This is a genomic window from Flavobacterium sp. DG2-3, from assembly GCF_030730925.1.
Taxonomy (GTDB): Bacteria; Bacteroidota; Bacteroidia; order Flavobacteriales; family Flavobacteriaceae; genus Flavobacterium.
Window position 1 is genome coordinate 61,783 of sequence record NZ_JAVAMB010000003.1, and the last position, 16,517, is coordinate 78,299.

General features: G+C 35.0%; 11 protein-coding genes and 1 tRNA gene. 7 read left to right on the forward strand and 5 right to left on the reverse strand.

The features are described 5' to 3' along the window. Positions 1 to 21 precede the first annotated feature (21 nt). Entirely contained in the window at positions 22 to 1,377 is a 1,356-nt protein-coding gene (locus Q9Q97_RS06345; protein WP_306155696.1) for an MFS transporter, read from the reverse strand. Between the two features lie 177 nt (positions 1,378 to 1,554). Next, positions 1,555 to 2,586: a LacI family DNA-binding transcriptional regulator gene (locus Q9Q97_RS06350; RefSeq protein ID WP_125723200.1), complete on the reverse strand. Its 1,032-nt coding sequence runs from the start codon at positions 2,584 to 2,586 to the stop codon at positions 1,555 to 1,557. Between the two features lie 236 nt (positions 2,587 to 2,822). On the opposite strand from Q9Q97_RS06350, the gene Q9Q97_RS06355 reads away from it, so the two are divergent. From Q9Q97_RS06355 to Q9Q97_RS06370, 4 genes are all read left to right on the forward strand, one after another. Next, a complete protein-coding gene (locus Q9Q97_RS06355; RefSeq protein WP_306155700.1) occupies positions 2,823 to 5,804 on the forward strand; it encodes a TonB-dependent receptor in 2,982 nt (993 codons plus the stop codon). 35 nt (positions 5,805 to 5,839) lie between these two features. Continuing rightward, positions 5,840 to 7,444: a RagB/SusD family nutrient uptake outer membrane protein gene (locus Q9Q97_RS06360; RefSeq protein ID WP_306155702.1), complete on the forward strand. Its 1,605-nt coding sequence runs from the start codon at positions 5,840 to 5,842 to the stop codon at positions 7,442 to 7,444. Between the two features lie 19 nt (positions 7,445 to 7,463). After that, on the forward strand, positions 7,464 to 8,564 hold the full coding sequence (locus Q9Q97_RS06365) for a SusE domain-containing protein (RefSeq protein WP_306155704.1): 1,101 nt from the start codon (positions 7,464 to 7,466) through the stop codon (positions 8,562 to 8,564). 84 nt (positions 8,565 to 8,648) lie between these two features. Further along, the gene (locus Q9Q97_RS06370; protein ID WP_306155705.1) at positions 8,649 to 11,525 is read left to right on the forward strand and encodes an alpha-amylase family glycosyl hydrolase; all 2,877 of its coding nucleotides are present in this window, start codon (positions 8,649 to 8,651) and stop codon (positions 11,523 to 11,525) included. 144 nt (positions 11,526 to 11,669) lie between these two features. Here the strand turns inward: Q9Q97_RS06370 and Q9Q97_RS06375 are convergent, their stop codons facing one another. The 3 genes from Q9Q97_RS06375 to Q9Q97_RS06385 all read right to left on the reverse strand — a co-directional run bounded on the left by Q9Q97_RS06375 (position 11,670) and on the right by Q9Q97_RS06385 (position 13,852). Then, positions 11,670 to 11,903: a DUF6814 family protein gene (locus tag Q9Q97_RS06375; RefSeq protein ID WP_306155707.1), complete on the reverse strand. Its 234-nt coding sequence runs from the start codon at positions 11,901 to 11,903 to the stop codon at positions 11,670 to 11,672. 14 nt (positions 11,904 to 11,917) lie between these two features. After that, positions 11,918 to 13,411 carry an MFS transporter gene (locus Q9Q97_RS06380; protein ID WP_306155709.1) on the reverse strand — a complete coding sequence of 498 codons (1,494 nt, stop codon included), beginning with the start codon at positions 13,409 to 13,411 and terminating at the stop codon, positions 11,918 to 11,920. 368 nt (positions 13,412 to 13,779) lie between these two features. After that, positions 13,780 to 13,852 (reverse strand) — tRNA-Phe (locus Q9Q97_RS06385). 99 nt (positions 13,853 to 13,951) lie between these two features. Here Q9Q97_RS06385 and Q9Q97_RS06390 point away from each other — a divergent pair. Genes Q9Q97_RS06390 through lptC form a run of 3 tightly spaced genes read left to right on the forward strand, consistent with a single transcriptional unit; the run spans position 13,952 to position 16,517 of the window. Further along, a complete protein-coding gene (locus tag Q9Q97_RS06390; protein WP_306155711.1) occupies positions 13,952 to 14,686 on the forward strand; it encodes a type III pantothenate kinase in 735 nt (244 codons plus the stop codon). Further along, positions 14,679 to 15,908: a hypothetical protein gene (locus Q9Q97_RS06395; protein ID WP_306155712.1), complete on the forward strand. Its 1,230-nt coding sequence runs from the start codon at positions 14,679 to 14,681 to the stop codon at positions 15,906 to 15,908. The genes Q9Q97_RS06390 and Q9Q97_RS06395 overlap by 8 nt, the downstream gene beginning before the upstream one ends. 51 nt (positions 15,909 to 15,959) lie before the next feature. Continuing rightward, on the forward strand, positions 15,960 to 16,517 hold the full coding sequence (lptC, locus tag Q9Q97_RS06400) for an LPS export ABC transporter periplasmic protein LptC (RefSeq protein WP_306155714.1): 558 nt from the start codon (positions 15,960 to 15,962) through the stop codon (positions 16,515 to 16,517).

A 16,517-nucleotide genomic window follows, 5' to 3' on the forward strand; every position in this document is an offset into this window, starting at 1 on the left:
TTAGGGGAAATTATTCTTTAATTATGATTTTTTAGAAAAGTCGTCTACGTCTTTTACTTTAGAAACTAAAGCAGCAGCAACTAAAAAGCTTACGCCACTTGTAACTAATGCATAAATGGCATCTCCGTTGTAAAGATATTTTACGATTGGGCCTCCAATTAACGCATTTACAATTTGTGGAATAACAACAAAGAAGTTGAAGATTCCCATATAAACACCCATTTTTTTAGGAGTAATAGATCCAGCTAAAATAGCGTATGGCATTGCCAGAATACTTGCCCAAGCAACTCCAATTAAAATCATTGGAAGCACAACCCAGTCTTCGTTTGGCATAAAATAAATGGAAATTAAACCAATTCCTCCAATAATCAATGAAAGTGAATGTGTTGCTTTTCGACCGATTTTTTTAGCGATGTATGGTAAGAAAAATAAAGCTACGATAGCAGAAACTAAGTTGTAAACACCAAATAAAATTCCGACCCAGTCACCAGCATCTTGATATTGCTGGCTAGAAGTGTCATTTAATGGTAATCCGTAGATATGGTGCGCGATGGCTGGAGTTGTAAAAACCCACATTCCGAACAAACCAAACCAAGAAAAGAACTGCACCCAGCTAAGCTGACGCATGGTTAATGGCATTTTTGCAAAATCGGTAAAGATGTCTGTGATTTTTGATTTTTCTTCAGAATCAGAAATCACTTCATTTTGCGGATCTTCGAATCTTGCCAGTTCTTCAGGCGAATATTCTTTGGTTGTGAATAAGGTTACTAAGATAGAACCAATTAGAACTGCCGCACCAATGATAAAGGACAAAGTCAGATTTAACGGAACACTTCCTGGAACGGTACTGTTTGGCACGCCAAAATATTTCGTTAAAACGTATGGTAATGCTGAACCAATTACGGCTCCAAAACCAATTAATGAAGTTTGGATACTAAATCCCGCAGTACGCTGATCTGTTCTTAAATTGTCTCCAACAAGAGCACGAAAAGGTTCCATGGCGATGTTGAAAGAAGCATCCATAATCATTAGCATTCCAGCTCCAACCCACAGAGCGGGAAGTACAGAAATGAAAATGTTGGCCTGTGGCATTAAAACTAATCCCACCGAAGCTAAAACGGCTCCCACTAAAAAGAAAGGTTTTCGTCTGCCGAATTTTCCCCAAGTTTTGTCGCTATAATGACCAATAATAGGCTGTACTATCAATCCCATAAGAGGAGCAATAATCCAGAACCACGAAAGTTCATGTACGTCGGCACCAAAAATTTGAAGAATTCTGCTGGCATTTGCATTCTGAAGTGCAAACCCCATTTGTATTCCTAAGAAGCCGAAACTCATGTTCCAAATTTCCCAGAAACTTAATTTACGCTTTTCCATTATCGTAATTTGTGAAAAATTATACGATAAGCGCTTTGCTTATCAAAACTTACTGTTTTTTCGAAGTAAAAGTAAAAGCCTTGATGGGCGTAAAAGTATAAATTATTTTTTTATTTATGCTAATAAAAAAGCCATAAATATTTTTTATGGCTTTGGAATAGGTTGATTTTAAGAAAATTAGTCAGTAGATTCTCTTTTTATGAGGTGTGTTTCTATAACCTCTGTAGTGTAATTTTCAGTATGTTCTTCGTCGTCATCTTCTTCGGCTTCGAGTCTTTCAATAAGCATTTTAGCTGCTTTATTACCCATTTTTTCGCCACTTTGACTAACAGTAGTAATGGTTGGAGTGGAGTATTTTGAAATAATTCCATCAGTAAATGCAATTACAGCTAAATCTTCAGGAACTTTCAATCCCATTTTGTTTGCTGTTTTGATAATCGTTACAGCAAAAAGCTCGTTTACAGCAAAAACAGCATCAAAAGCTCTTTCATGTAAAAGCTGACTAATAGTAATTTCACAAGTTTCTACATCTTCAATTTTGATAATAAGATCTTCATTAAAAGGCAGTCCATTGTCTAATAATGCTTTTTCGTAGCCGTCTGTCCTCAGTTTTCCAACACTTACATAATCGACTGTAGTTACTAGAGCAATCTTCTTTCTGCCATTGTCAATTAAACTTTGAACGGCTTCATAAGCAGCAGATTTATCATCAATAATTACTTTATCGCATAATATATCGTTGGTAACACGGTCAAACATTACTACAGGCATTCCCTGATTGATCACTTCGGTAATATGATGAAAGTCGCCTTTGTATTGCGTTTCTTTAGAAAGAGACATGATAAAACCATCGATACTTCCGTTGGCCAGCATTTCCATATTTAGAACTTCTTTGTCAAAAGAATCGTCTGATACACAGATTACTACGCTGTATCCGTATTCATTTGCGACTTGCTCGACACCGTTGATAACAGTAGAGAAAAAGTAGTGTACAATTTCGGGAATAATGATCCCGATACTCTTCGTTTTTCGGTTTTTTAAACTAAGAGCAATGTTGTTTGGTTTGTAGTTGTAAAACTTCGCAAAAGCCTGCACTTTTAGTCGTGTTTCTTCGCCAATTTCAAGACTGTTTCTAAGTGATTTTGAGACAGTTGAGATAGACACGTCAAGCTCCTTTGCAATCTGTTTTAAGGTTATTTTGCGTTTCATGGTTTTATTTGAAAAAAATCTAATTATTAATAAAGGTATCTAATATTTTTAGAATTGATAATTTTTGACTGAAAAGATTACAAAATGTAGAAAGTTTTCAACACTACCACGTTTTCGTAACGCAATAAAAAAAGTGTCTGGTTGTTCATGTTAATAAATTGATAATTTTGGAATTCGAAGTAAAATTAAAAACTTAACTAACGTTCAAAAACTCAAAACTAATTTAAACAAAAAGTATGAAAACAATTTACAAAAAGTTGTTATTTTTATTCCTATTGTTGCCTTTTACAGTGTTGGCTCAGAACACTTTAAAAGGGACTGTTGTTGACAAGGCAACAGGTCAGCCAATACCTGGAGTAAATGTAAATGTACAAGGTGCTCCAAACGGTGCATCAACTGGATTTGATGGTAATTACCAACTATCAAATGTTAAAAATGGAAGTAAAATCGTTGTTTCTTTTATTGGATACAAAACGCAAACGATTGATTTTACCGGACAGAACCCATTAAATGTTTCTTTGGAAGAAGATACGAATCAACTTCAAGAAGTTGTAGTACAAGTAGGTTATGGAACTGTTAAGAAAAAAGACGCAACAGGATCTGTTTCTCAAATTTCTGCCAAAGAATTTAATAAAGGTATCAACGTTACTCCAGAATCATTAATCGGTGGACGTATTGCTGGTGTGAATGTTGTTGGAGGTGGAGCTCCTGGAGCAAAAGCTGATATTAGAATTCGTGGAGGAGCTTCATTAAGCGCATCTAACGACCCATTAATTATTTTAGATGGACTTCCCTTAAGCAATGCTGTTCCAAGTGGTGCCACAAGTATCTTGTCTACAATTGATCCAAATGATATAGAGTCTTTTACAGTTCTTAAAGATGCTTCTGCGGCAGCTATTTACGGTTCTCGTGCAGCAAGTGGTGTAATCGTAATTACAACTAAAAAAGGTACTAAAGGCGGTGTTAAAGTAAATTTCAGCTCTCAGGTTGGTATTAATACAGTTGCTAACACTGTTGATGTTTTAAGTGCAGATCAATTCCGTAATTTAGTTAATACTTTAGGGAACGATGCTCAAAAAGCTACAATGGGTACAGCAAGTACAAATTGGCAAAATGAAATTTTTAACACGGCGCTAACAACAAATAATAATATCTCTGTAAGCGGTGCTTTGTTCAATAAATTACCAGTACGTTTATCTGTTGGAAATGTTAATAATCCTGGAATCTTACGAAATACATCTTTTGAAAGAACCACGACATCGATATCGTTAAACCCTGTTTTATTTGACAATCATTTAAAAATTGATATTAGCGGAAACCTTTCTTTTAGCAAAAATCAATTTCAGGACGAAAATGCTGTTATCGGTTCAGCAATTAGTTTTGACCCAACTCAGTCACCTTATCAGGCAGGTTCTCGTTATGGAGGATATTTTGAATGGTTGGAGCCAAACGGAAATATAGCATTATTGCCTGCTAAAAATCCAGTAGCAAGATTAAATCAAGAAGATAAAAGATCTAAGTCTACCAGAAAATGGGGTAACATCAGCCTTGACTATAAATTTCACTTCTTTGAAGATTTAAGATTCGTAGCTGAAGCTGGTATTGACAGATTCGACAGCAGTGGTTATAATAGACAAAGCACAGAAAGTATTTTAGGATTCCAGCCAGTTGCTTTTACAGCTCCGGGTTATGTAAACTTAGGAAACTATGATACTTACACTGACGATCTTCAAAATAAAAATTTAAACGCATATTTTGTTTACACTAAAAATTTAGGAAAACTAAAATTAGATGCTACAGCTGGATATAACTATCAGTTGTTTCAAAAAGAAAAATATCAGTCTGGAGCTCTTACACAGCCAGTTGAAACTAGAAATGAAGACGTAATTACTGATCCAGATGTTAATTTGCAATCTTTCTTTGGTCGTTTGAACCTTGGTTGGGATAGTAAATATTTATTGACTCTAAACTACAGAAGAGACGGAACATCTCGTTTTTCTGAAGAAAACAGATGGGGTAATTTTATGGGAGGTGCATTTGCATGGAACATTGCTGAAGAATCTTTCCTAAAAGATAATGAAACACTTTCTAGTTTAAAACTAAGAGCAGGTTATGGTACTACTGGACAACAAGATATTGCACCTCAGTATGACTATTTAAGAAGAGTTACATTAGGTACAATTAGTACTCAGTATGTTTTTAATGGTGTTGTTTACAGAACAGCGAGACCAGAAGGATATAATCAGAATATCAAATGGGAAGAATTAGGTGAGATGAATATTGGGATTGATTTCGGATTCTTAAATGATAGAATTTCAGGATCTGTTAACTATTTCGATAAAAAATCAACAGATTTATTAGCCGACGTATTGGTTCCGGATGGAGCCAACTTAAGAAATCAAGGGTTTAACAATATTGGTAATTTAAGAACAAAAGGTCTTGAATTTAGCCTTCAGTCTGATATCATTAAAAAAGACAATTTCAACTGGAATGTTGCTGTTAATGCTACTTATATAGATCAAAAAATCGAGAATTTAGGTCAGACTGTTGAAGGTTTCCAAGGTTATGAAGTCGGAGATAACATTCAAGGAGGAAATGGAAATAAAGTACTGATTAACACAGTTGGTTATGCTCCAAATTCATTTTTCGTTTACGAACAATTATATGATGCGAATAAAAAACCAATTGCAGGTGCGTATGTAGACAGAAACGGAGATGGCAAAATTGACGCATCTGATCGTTACAGATACAAAAAACCAACAGCAGATTACACATTTGGTTTATTCTCAACTTTAAACTATAAAAAGTTTGATTTTACAATGAACTGGAGAGCAAGTTTAGGAAATTACATTTTTGATAATGTAAACTCTAACTTAGGATATTCTGATCAGGCTTTAAGAAGAGATAATGATTTGTCTAATCTTAGTACTGATTACTTAAATACTGGTTTCAAATTTGAAGATAATGGCACACAACGTTATTTATCAAACTATTATATAAAAGATGCTTCTTTTATTAAATTAGATAACGTAACTCTTGGGTATACTTTAGATAAGTCTTTATTAAAAGATGTTTCTTTAAGATTCTCTGCTGGTGTTCAGAACGTTTTTGTACTTACAAAATATGAAGGGTTAGATCCGGAGAAATTCAACGGAATTGATGGTAACGTTTACCCAAGAGCAAGAACTTACTTGTTTGGTGTAAATGCAAGTTTCTAAAAGTACATTGAAAAACAAATTTTAAAACATACAAAATGAAAATATCATTTAAATATATATCTTATTTCTTCCTATTTATTTTAGGAATAAGTATGACGCTTACTTCGTGTACTGACGATTTAAACGTGACACCACAGGATGATGATGAATTTTTATCGGAGACCTTTTTTAAAGACCCAACATCTTATAAACAAGTTTTAGCAAAGTTATATGCTGGTTTGTACGTAGGAGGTAATGATGGTGATGGTTCTCCAGATATTTCTGGTTTGGGTGGAGATTTCAGCAGTTATTTGCGCTTGCTTTTTGTTACTCAGGAATTGCCAACAGATGAGGCGATTATTGCGTGGGCAGATGGAACTTTACCAACATTAAATACTCAAACCTGGTCACCAGTTAATGAGTTTCTTTACGGAACATATTCCAGAGCATCTTACCACATTAGTTTGGCAAATGAGTTTTTAAGACAAACTACAGACGAGAAATTAGAAGCAAGAGGTGTTGATTCGAATCTAAAAGCAGAAATAGCAACTTTTAGAGCAGAAGCACGTTTCTTAAGAGCTTTCTCTTATGTGAATTTAATGGACTTATTTGGTAATGTGCCTATTACAACAGAAGCTGATCCAGTAGGATTCTTTTATCCAGTTCAAAAATCAAGAGCAGAAGTTTTCGCTTTTGTAGAGTCTGAATTAAAGGATTTAGATAACAGTCTTCCAAATGCAAGAACAAATGAATATGGTAGAATTGACAAAGTTGCCGCTAAATTTTTATTAGCTCAAATTTATCTTAACTCTAAAGTATACACAGGTACAGAAAGAAATAATGAAACAGCGACTTTATGTAGTGAAATTATTAATTCAGGATATACTTTTGCAGATGTTCCTTATGCTTATTTATTCTCTGCGGATAATGATAAAAATGGAGCTCAAACCGAATTTATCTTTCCAATTATAAGTGATGGTGTTGCAATTAGAGCAACAGGAGGAGGAATGAGTTTTATTCTTCACGCTTCTATTGGAGGAAGTATGGATGCCGCTTCAAGAGGAATGGATGGCGGATGGCAGGGAACCAGAACTCGTAAAGAGTTTGTAGCACTTTTCCCTGATGCAACTGCTACTGGAGATAAAAGAGGAACATTCTATACTGATGGACAAGCGTTAGATATTACGAATGTGTCAACTTTTACAGATGGTTATGCTGTGACCAAGTATATTAACAAAAAAGCAGATGGTTCGCCAGCTCAAAGAACAGATATTCCTGATACTGATTTTCCAATGTTTAGAATTTCCGATGCTTACTTAATGTATGCAGAAGCTACAGTAAGAGGTGCGAGTACAGGTAATATTAATACAGCAGTTGGTTACGTAAATCAAATTAGAACAAGAGCAGGAGCAACCAATATTTCAAGCGCACAATTAACTCTTGATTTTCTTTTAGCAGAAAGAGGAAGAGAGTTATTCTGGGAATGTCATAGAAGAACAGATTTGATTCGTTTTGGAAAATTCTCAGGAGGATCTAAAATCTGGCAATGGAAAGGTGGCGTAATGAATGGAGCATCTACAGAATCATTTAGAGATTTGATGCCAATTCCTGCTAAGACAATTCAGGCAAATCCAACTTTGAAACAAAATCCAGGATACTAATATCTAATAGAACTGAAAAATGAAAAATATATACAAAGTATTAATCGCATTTATTGGTGTATTGGCGGTGTCATGTAATGCTGATGCTGTAGATGAAAGACCAATTCTTGATGCAATTACAGCGCCGGAAATTACAGCGCCAGCAACAGGACAAAATTATGTTCTTGATGTTGAAAAAGCTGCAGAAGAAGTAGCTAAGTTTACGTGGTCAGCAGCAGAATATTCTAACACAGTATCTATCAGATATAATTTATTGATAGATAAAAAAGGAGGAGATTTTACGGCAGCTAAAGTCCTTGAGGCAACTACAAATAATGTTACAGAAGTTTCTGTACTAACCAGAGATTTAAATCAGGTGGCAATCGATCTTGGAGGAGTACCGGAAGTAGCAGCAGAATATGATGTAAAAATTACTTCTAATGTGTCAGGCGGATTCACCCAGGTTTCAAAGGGATTGATATCTATTACTGTCACTCCTTATGTGGGTAAAGTTGATTATGAATTCAATGACTGGTATTTAGTTGGAGATGCTACTGTTTCTGGCTGGGACAATAATAAAGGAAACCAAATTTTATTCAGAAGCGGAACAAATGCTAATGAATACACTTTTACAGGATACTTTAAGAAAGGATATTTTAAAGCGATTAAAAACTTAGGAAGCTGGGCGCCAATGTATGGAGGTAAAGACGGCTCACTAGTTTACAGAGCAACAGATGGAGATCAAGACCCTCCAAGCATTGAAATTCCTGCTGATGGATACTACAAATTTAAAATGGATGTTCAGAAATTGACGTATACTCTAGAAGCCTATGCTGCGGGTGCAACTGCACCAACATTCGATACTGTTGGTATTATTGGAGATGCTACCGCTAAAGGATGGGATGCTTCTACTCCTATGGTGAAATCGACTTTCAACGCACACATCTGGACATTAGGCATAACAGCTTTAAATGATGGAGGAATGAAATTTAGAGCTAATAATGCATGGGATGTTTCATGGGGTGGAACTACTGCTTTTTCTGGAGGAGGAAACGGTGAAAATATTCCAGTTGCAAAATCTAAATATCTTATTTATTTTAACGATTTAGACGGAAGTTACGTGATGATTCCTAATCAATAAAACTTCAGTTAATAACTGAAAAAGGGCTATCTCCAGATAGCCCTTTTTTAATCCAACTAACTATTTAGCTAACCACTATAAATTATGAAAAAAACTTTACTATCAATATTTTTGTTGATGGGAGTAACTGTTTTTGCTCAGATCCAAACCGTTACTTACTCAATAAATCCAGCAACATTCGAAGATACTACGCCTATTACAATTACAATTAATGGTAGTAGCGTTAATGAAACATCTTGGGGAATAACCACAACGCATGCTTTATATTTATGGTCTTGGTGTTATGATGTAAATGATACCAATCAAGCAGATAGTCCGTCTAACGGCTCTTGGACCACATCAAACGAAGACAGTAAATTTACTTATAATGCAGGAACCGATACTTATACCAAAACCATAACACCATCGGTATATTTTTCTAGAAACGGAATCGGAAGAATTGGTTTTTTAGTAAAAACTAAAGATGGCAGTGGGGATAAAAAATCACAAGATATTGTTGTTGAAGTTGGCTCTTTCCAAGTTTCGCTAACTTCTCCGGTAGAAAATAGCACTACAATTATTGCTTCTGGAGCTAATTTTAGTATCTCTGCTACAAATACAAATGGGGCGGCGAGTTATACCTTAAAAGCTAATGGAGCAACCATAAATACAAATGCCAGCACTTCAAGTTATTCTTATACGCATGCTAACATTACTGGAAATCAAAATTATGAATTGATTGCGACTCAAGGCGCAACTACGATTTCGAAGAAGTTTACTGTAGTTATAAATCCGAATACTGTTTCTGAAGCCATGCCTGCAGGTTTGGTTGACGGTATTAATTATAATTCGTCAGATTTTACAAAAGCAACTTTGGTGCTAGACGCGCCTTTAAAAGATTTTGTTTATGTGGCCGGAAGTTTTAATAATTGGCAGCCAACAACAGCTTATGCCATGAAAAAAGATCCGTCTACAGGGAAATTTTGGTTAGAAATAACGGGATTGGTTGCAGGCGAAAATAATACGTATCAATATTGGGTTGTCGATGCGACTCCTTTGACAAATTCGCCTTCAATGGTAAAAACAGCCGATCCTTATTCGACATTGGTTTTATCTCCTTATGATGATCAGTATATTCCAGTGGCTTCATATCCGAATATGCCAACTTATCCAGCTGGACAAAATTTTGAGGTTACTGTTTTAAAAACGGGACAGACCCCTTATAATTGGCAGGTGACTAATTTTGAAAAACCTCAAAAGGAAAAATTAGTGGTGTATGAAGTTTTAGTTCGTGATTTTGATGCAGCAAGAAGTTACCAAAGCTTGATTGATAAGATAGATTATTTTAAAAATCTAAAAATAAATGCAATCGAATTAATGCCAGTAATGGAATTTGAAGGTAATGAAAGCTGGGGATATAATACCTCATTCCACATGGCTTTAGATAAGTTTTACGGAACTTCAGACAAATTAAAAGAGTTTATTGATTTGTGCCACCAAAACGGAATTGCAGTTATTCTCGATGTCGCCTTAAATCATGCTTTTGGAAGAAATGCAATGGTGAGAATGTGGATGAATGATCCTGACGGGGACGGTTTTGGATCGCCGACAGCAGAAAATCCGTATTTTAATACAGTGGCAAAACACAGTTATAGTGTGGGTGAAGACTTTAATCATGAATCATTAAAAACGCAGTATTATGTAAATCGAGTGATTAAACAATGGATTGAAGAATATAAAATTGATGGTTTCCGTTGGGATTTAACCAAAGGATTTACGCAATTATGTACAGCTGGAGATAATTCTTGTACTGATTCATTCAAACAAGATCGCGTCGATATTTTGAAAAAATATGCTGATTTTTCTTGGGCAATAGATCCTACGCATTATACAATTTTCGAACATTTAGGAAGTGATGCCGAAGAAAAAGAATGGGCTAATTATAAAGTAACAGAAACACCAAGCAAAGGGGTGATGATGTGGGGGAAAATGACAAAAGAGTACAATCAATTGTCGATGGGATATGCTTCTGAGAGTAATATTTTTAGAATGAATAGCGCCAACCGCGGATTTGCAGCAAATCGTTTGGTGGGTTATGCAGAAAGCCATGACGAAGAACGATTGATGTATAAAAATGTACAGTACGGTGCTTCAAACGGAAGTTATAATGTAAAAACATTAAATACGGCATTGTCTAGAATGTCTGCAATTGGAGCAGTTTCTTTATTGATTCCAGGACCAAAAATGATTTGGCATTTTGGAGAACTAGGAATGGATGATTCTATTTTTAGCTGTAATAACGGAACTGTAAACGATGAGGGAACAACTCCTCCTGGCGATTGTAAATTAGATACAAAACCACAGCCGCAATGGACAGAGAATTGGCTTGGCGATTCCAATCGAAATAAAATTTACAACGATTGGGCAAAAATGATTACGCTTAAAAAAACAGAACCAGTCTTTTTAGGAACGGCGACAATGGCCAATACAACTACTCTGATGGTAAATATTAAAATTACAAACAGCAATCTGACTTCGGCTCAGTTGAAAGACGTAGTAATTTTGGCCAATTTTGATACAGCCGCACAAAATATGATTCCAGGATTTCAATATACTGGAGCATGGTATAATTTAATGGACAATTCGACAATTAACATTACGGATGTAAATGCACCAATAAGTTTAGCTCCAGGAGAATATAGAATTTATGGCAATAAACAAGCAAATCTGGCAATAGAAGATTTTGAAAAAGGAAATCAAGTTAGTTTGTATCCAAATCCTGTTACGGATTATTTTACTTTAGGTTTTAAAACTTCAAAAGTAGATATCTATTCTATGACAGGACAATTAGTAAAAACATTTAATACAAACGGAAATACAGATTATCAATTCTCAGTACATAATTTAACTTCTGGATTGTATCTCGTAAAAACGTTTGACGAAAATAATAAAGTTCGCGTGGTGAAGTTTATTAAAAATTAGGTTTGGTTAGTAATGAAAAAAGGGCTGTCTAGAAATGGACAGCCTTTTTTGTTTAAGTAGTTTTGTAATTATAAGATGTTTTATTTTAATGTTTTAATGCCTTTTGGGACGGTTGAATAAGTAGGTATTCTATAATTGTTTTGTTTATTTTTTTCTTTTAGGATCGTTATATTCTCCGATTAAAGAATAATATCCAAATGTTCCTAATCCCATAACGATAAGCGGGGTTAGTATAAATAGAATAATTGCACCAAATACCAAATCGTCCTGTTGGTCTGAAAGAAGTTTAGGCAAACCAAATTCAAAAACGCAAAAGTAAGCAGCAGCTGCAGCCAAAGCAATCCATAACGCCCCTAAAACTTGTTTAATCGCATTCATTTTTTTTGTAAATTTTAAAGGTGAGTAATTTTGTTCTTGTTGTCAATATAAATCATTCCAATGACAAAGCAGATTCCAGCGATTATTATCGGATACCATAATCCGTCCAGATAAAAATCGGCTTTGCCTGCTGTTTTGGCGTGTGATACAAAGTAGGTAGAGATAGCAGGAAGCAAACCTCCAAAAATTCCATTCCCGACATGATAAGGCAATGACATAGAAGTATATCTAATTTTGGTCGGAAACATTTCAACTAAAAATGCTGCAATTGGGCCGTAAACCATTGTTACAAATAACACTTGAATAAAAACCAGAAAAATTAAAGCCCATTTATCGTTTGTATTAATTAGAATTGAGACACTTGTTTGCACATCTTTTTTCTCCATGTACGTTTTTTTCTCTGTTACGGTTGTACCGTCAGTATATTTTTTTTGAATGGTTGTAACAGAGCTTCCGTCGGGTTTATTTTCAGTACTTTCTTCAAGGTTTTCTGCTATTTCTGTTTTCAGGTTAACGTCTGTAGTTTGGTACATCGTTTTATAAATAGGCCTATATAATAGAATTGCCAGTAGCATTCCGAACATCATAATATATTTGCGTCCAATTTTGTCGCTTAGCCATCCAAAAACAATAAAAAATGGAGTTCCAATTAAAAGAGCAATCCCTAACAGCTCATCTACTTGAGAAGAGTCAATATTGATTACCGTTTTCATGAAACTCATAGCGTAGAATTGTCCTGTATACCAAACCACACCTTGACCCATTGTAGCTCCAAACAAAGCCAAGAGAACAAATTTTAAATTATATCTATTCCCAAAACTTTCCTTTAGCGGATTCGTGCTTGTTGTTCCTTCTTTTTTTGCTTTCGCGAAGACGGGAGATTCGTCCATGTTTTTTCTAATCAAATACGAAACGCCAACCATAGCGATCGAAACCCAAAACGGAACACGCCATCCCCATAAATCAAAAGCTTCTGCAGAAAGTACGCTTTTGGTTGCTAGAATAACCATTAGCGAAATAAACAAACCAACAGTAGCTGTAGTCTGAATCCAAGAAGTCCAATATCCTTTTTCTCCTGCTGGCGCGTGCTCGGCGACATACGTTGCGGCTCCGCCATATTCACCTCCTAGAGCAAGTCCCTGCAAAAGGCGCAAAATCAAAACCAGTAAAGGAGCCAGAAAACCAATCGTTTCATAACTCGGAATACAGCCAATTAAAAAAGTAGAACCACCCATTAATAATAAGGTGGCCATAAAAGTATATTTACGACCAATGATATCGCCAAGCCTTCCAAAAAATAAAGCGCCAAAAGGACGAACAACAAATCCCGCGGCAAAAGTGGCTAACGTAGACAAGAATGCTGCGGTAGGATTGTCACTAGGAAAAAATTTAGTAGAAATTACAACAGCCAGACTGCCGAAGATATAAAAATCGTACCACTCAATCATGGTGCCCATAGAAGAGGCAGAAATCACTTTCCAAATGCCCTTAGTAGAAGTTTTGCTCATAAAACAACTTTGAGATCTTGTTAATAATTGAAATCTAAAAATACAGTTTTACGAATATATAAGATATTTTTTTATCCACTTAATACTTTTTTAACAAAAACTATTTATTTGTTGACATTAATATTTAACCGCAAAGAGCGCAAAGAAAAAACGCAAAGGTTCGCAAAGTTTTATTTCAAGCTTTGCGAACTTTTATAAGTCTTACTTTAAAAAGAATCTTAGCGCCCTTTGCGTAAATTCTTAACGCCCTTTGTGGTTAAACTAAACGCAAAGCTTCACAAAGTTTTGGAATTTGGAATTTTAAAATTTCGAATTTCTTTAAAAAGAGTATAAAAAAACAAAAAACCCACTCGTTTGAGTGGGTTTCGTGGTACCTCCAGGGATCGAACCAGGGACACATGGATTTTCAGTCCATTGCTCTACCATCTGAGCTAAGGTACCGTGCTTGTTGCGGGTGCAAATATATAATCATTTTTGGTTTGTGCAAAACATTTTTTAGAAAAAATCAATTCGTATCTTCGCAAAAGCAAAAATAGAAATATGATTTTAACGGTTGATGTTGGTAATACCAGAATTAAAGCATCTGTATTTGAGGATAATACTTCTCTGGAAAATTTTGTTTTTGATAAAAATGAAATCGAAAAAAAAATTAAAAATATTTTAGAAAAATATCCAAAATGCTCCGATTTGGCTGTTGCTTCAGTCGGAAGTATCGAAAAACAATCGTTTTTAGCTTTCGAAAACAGACTCAAAGTTCATTTTTTTACTCACGAAGACATTTTTCCTTTCCATAATAAATATGCAACGCCAAAAACTTTAGGAATAGACCGAATGATTTTAGCGGCAGGAGCAACATTGCAATTTCCAAAACAAAACCGTTTGGTTATTGATGCAGGAACATGCATTACCTACGATTTTATCGACGAAAATGACAATTATTTAGGAGGAGCGATCTCTCCAGGCCTTCGATTACGATATGAATCACTACATAATTTTACCGCCAGACTGCCGTTACTAACCTTAGAAGAACCCGATTCTTATGTAGGAAACTCCACGGCACAAGCCATACATTCTGGGGTTGTAAACGGTTTCGTCTATGAGATTGACGGTTTTATCGATGAATATCGCAAAGAGTTTTTAAATTTTATCATAATTTTAACGGGAGGCGATGCAGATTTTTTGGCTAAACGATTAAAAAATACCATATTTGCCAATTCAAATTTCCTTCTGGAGAGTTTGAGCCAAACATATCAATATAAAATCGACAATGATTAAAAAAGTAATACTAAGCGCTTGTTTGCTTATATCGTTCGTTTCATTCGCTCAACAAGGTACTGCTTCACCTTATTCTTTTTTCGGAATAGGAGATGTGAGATTCAAGGGAACACTTGAAAACAGATCTATGGCAGGAGTTGCAGTAGAGCAGGACACGATTCACTTAAATATAGAAAATCCGGCGAGTTATGCCAGCTTAATTCAGACCACTTTTACAGTTGGAGGAACATTTGCCACTTCTAATTTAAAAACGAGTTCTCAGTCAGAAAAAGCACAGCGTTCTACTTTTGATTATTTAGCATTAGGAATTCCAATGGGAAAATTTGGTGCTTCATTTGGTTTAATACCTGTAAGTTCAGTAGGGTACAAAATTCGTAACGACAATTCTGCTATAGAAGGAGCAACAAGTTCTCAGCTTGACGGAAAAGGTGGTGTCAATAAAGTGTATTTTGGTTTAGCATACAAAATAATTCCTGGCTGGAATATTGGAGTTGACGCACAATATAATTTTGGAAAAATTACAACAACCAGCGTAGAAGCTATTACGGGAGTTGCAAACGGAACCGCAGAAGTAAACACCTCTGAAATTTCAGGGACAGCATTTAGTTTCGGGACTATGTATCAGAAAAAAATATACAAAAAGGTTAGTTTGTTTTCTAGTTTAAGCTATTCTTTTGCAAGTGATTTGAATTCAGATAATACGAGAGTTATTTCGGTTCAAGGAGATCCTAGCGCTTATGCAGTTCCAACAGAATCAACTAAACTAAAACTTCCGAACAAATTAAGTATTGGTTTAGGTATGGGTGAAGCTAGAAAATGGCTTGTAGGAGCAAATATGACTTTTCAAGGAGACGGTCAGTTAGCCAACTATTATAATACCATGCCTAATGTGAGATACGAGAGCTATTCTAAATATGCTGTTGGAGGATATTACCTTCCAAATTATGCTTCTTTTACTAGTTACATGAGCAGAATTACATATAGAGCTGGTTTGAAATACGAAAAAATTGGTCTGATTGTGAATAACGAATCAATTAAAGATATCGGAATGTCATTAGGAGCAGGAATTCCAATTCCCGGATCTTTTTCAAATGTAAATTTTGGAATTGAATTTGGTAAACGCGGTACGACTTCAGCAGAGCTAGTACAAGAAAATTATGTTAATTTTAGTGTGAGTTTCTCTTTCAACGACAAATGGTTTGTGAAGAGCAAATACCAATAAACAATATATTTTATCTTTTAGAAGCTCATTACAATTTACTACATTTGGCAAATGAATTTACCAAAAAGATATAGTCTGACAGTTGTCACAGTTATTGCTGTGACACTATTTTTTGGATGCGAAAGTAATTTTAAAGAAGTTCAGAAAATTAACTTCTCAGAATTCGTTCCTGCCAGTGATGCCGATACTGTAAATATAAAATACACAGATTCTGGACGCATTACAGGAGTTTTGATAAGTCCGAAAATGCTAGATTATTCCAATCTTGAATTTCCATTTACAGAATTTCCTAAAGGAATCGACGTTACTTTATACGATAAAAAGCAAAAGCGTACCTTTATAAAAGGCAATTATGCCGTTTCGTATAAAAATACTGGAATTATCGATTTGATAGGAAAAGTGAAAATTACTTCTGAAGCTGGTCAGATTTTAGAAACAGAACAATTATATTTCGATCAGAAAAACGAATGGTTTTACACAGAACGAAAATTTAAATTGACTGATAAAAAAGGAGTTTCCCATGGTCAGGGAATCGATTTTAGCAAAGATTTTAAAGTGATCAATTCGCAGCGAATAACTGGTGAAATTGAATCTAACGAAGAATTATAA

Coding starts and splice junctions, on each gene's coding strand:
- Q9Q97_RS06395 (WP_306155712.1), top strand. CDS start 14,679: ATGATTAAAAAAGTAATACTAAGCGCTTGTTTGCTTATATCGTTCGTT.
- Q9Q97_RS06375 (WP_306155707.1), bottom strand. CDS start 11,903: ATGAATGCGATTAAACAAGTTTTAGGGGCGTTATGGATTGCTTTGGCT.
- Q9Q97_RS06350 (WP_125723200.1), bottom strand. CDS start 2,586: ATGAAACGCAAAATAACCTTAAAACAGATTGCAAAGGAGCTTGACGTG.
- Q9Q97_RS06345 (WP_306155696.1), bottom strand. CDS start 1,377: ATGGAAAAGCGTAAATTAAGTTTCTGGGAAATTTGGAACATGAGTTTC.
- lptC (WP_306155714.1), top strand. CDS start 15,960: ATGAATTTACCAAAAAGATATAGTCTGACAGTTGTCACAGTTATTGCT.
- Q9Q97_RS06365 (WP_306155704.1), top strand. CDS start 7,464: ATGAAAAATATATACAAAGTATTAATCGCATTTATTGGTGTATTGGCG.
- Q9Q97_RS06360 (WP_306155702.1), top strand. CDS start 5,840: ATGAAAATATCATTTAAATATATATCTTATTTCTTCCTATTTATTTTA.
- Q9Q97_RS06355 (WP_306155700.1), top strand. CDS start 2,823: ATGAAAACAATTTACAAAAAGTTGTTATTTTTATTCCTATTGTTGCCT.
- Q9Q97_RS06390 (WP_306155711.1), top strand. CDS start 13,952: ATGATTTTAACGGTTGATGTTGGTAATACCAGAATTAAAGCATCTGTA.
- Q9Q97_RS06370 (WP_306155705.1), top strand. CDS start 8,649: ATGAAAAAAACTTTACTATCAATATTTTTGTTGATGGGAGTAACTGTT.
- Q9Q97_RS06380 (WP_306155709.1), bottom strand. CDS start 13,411: ATGAGCAAAACTTCTACTAAGGGCATTTGGAAAGTGATTTCTGCCTCT.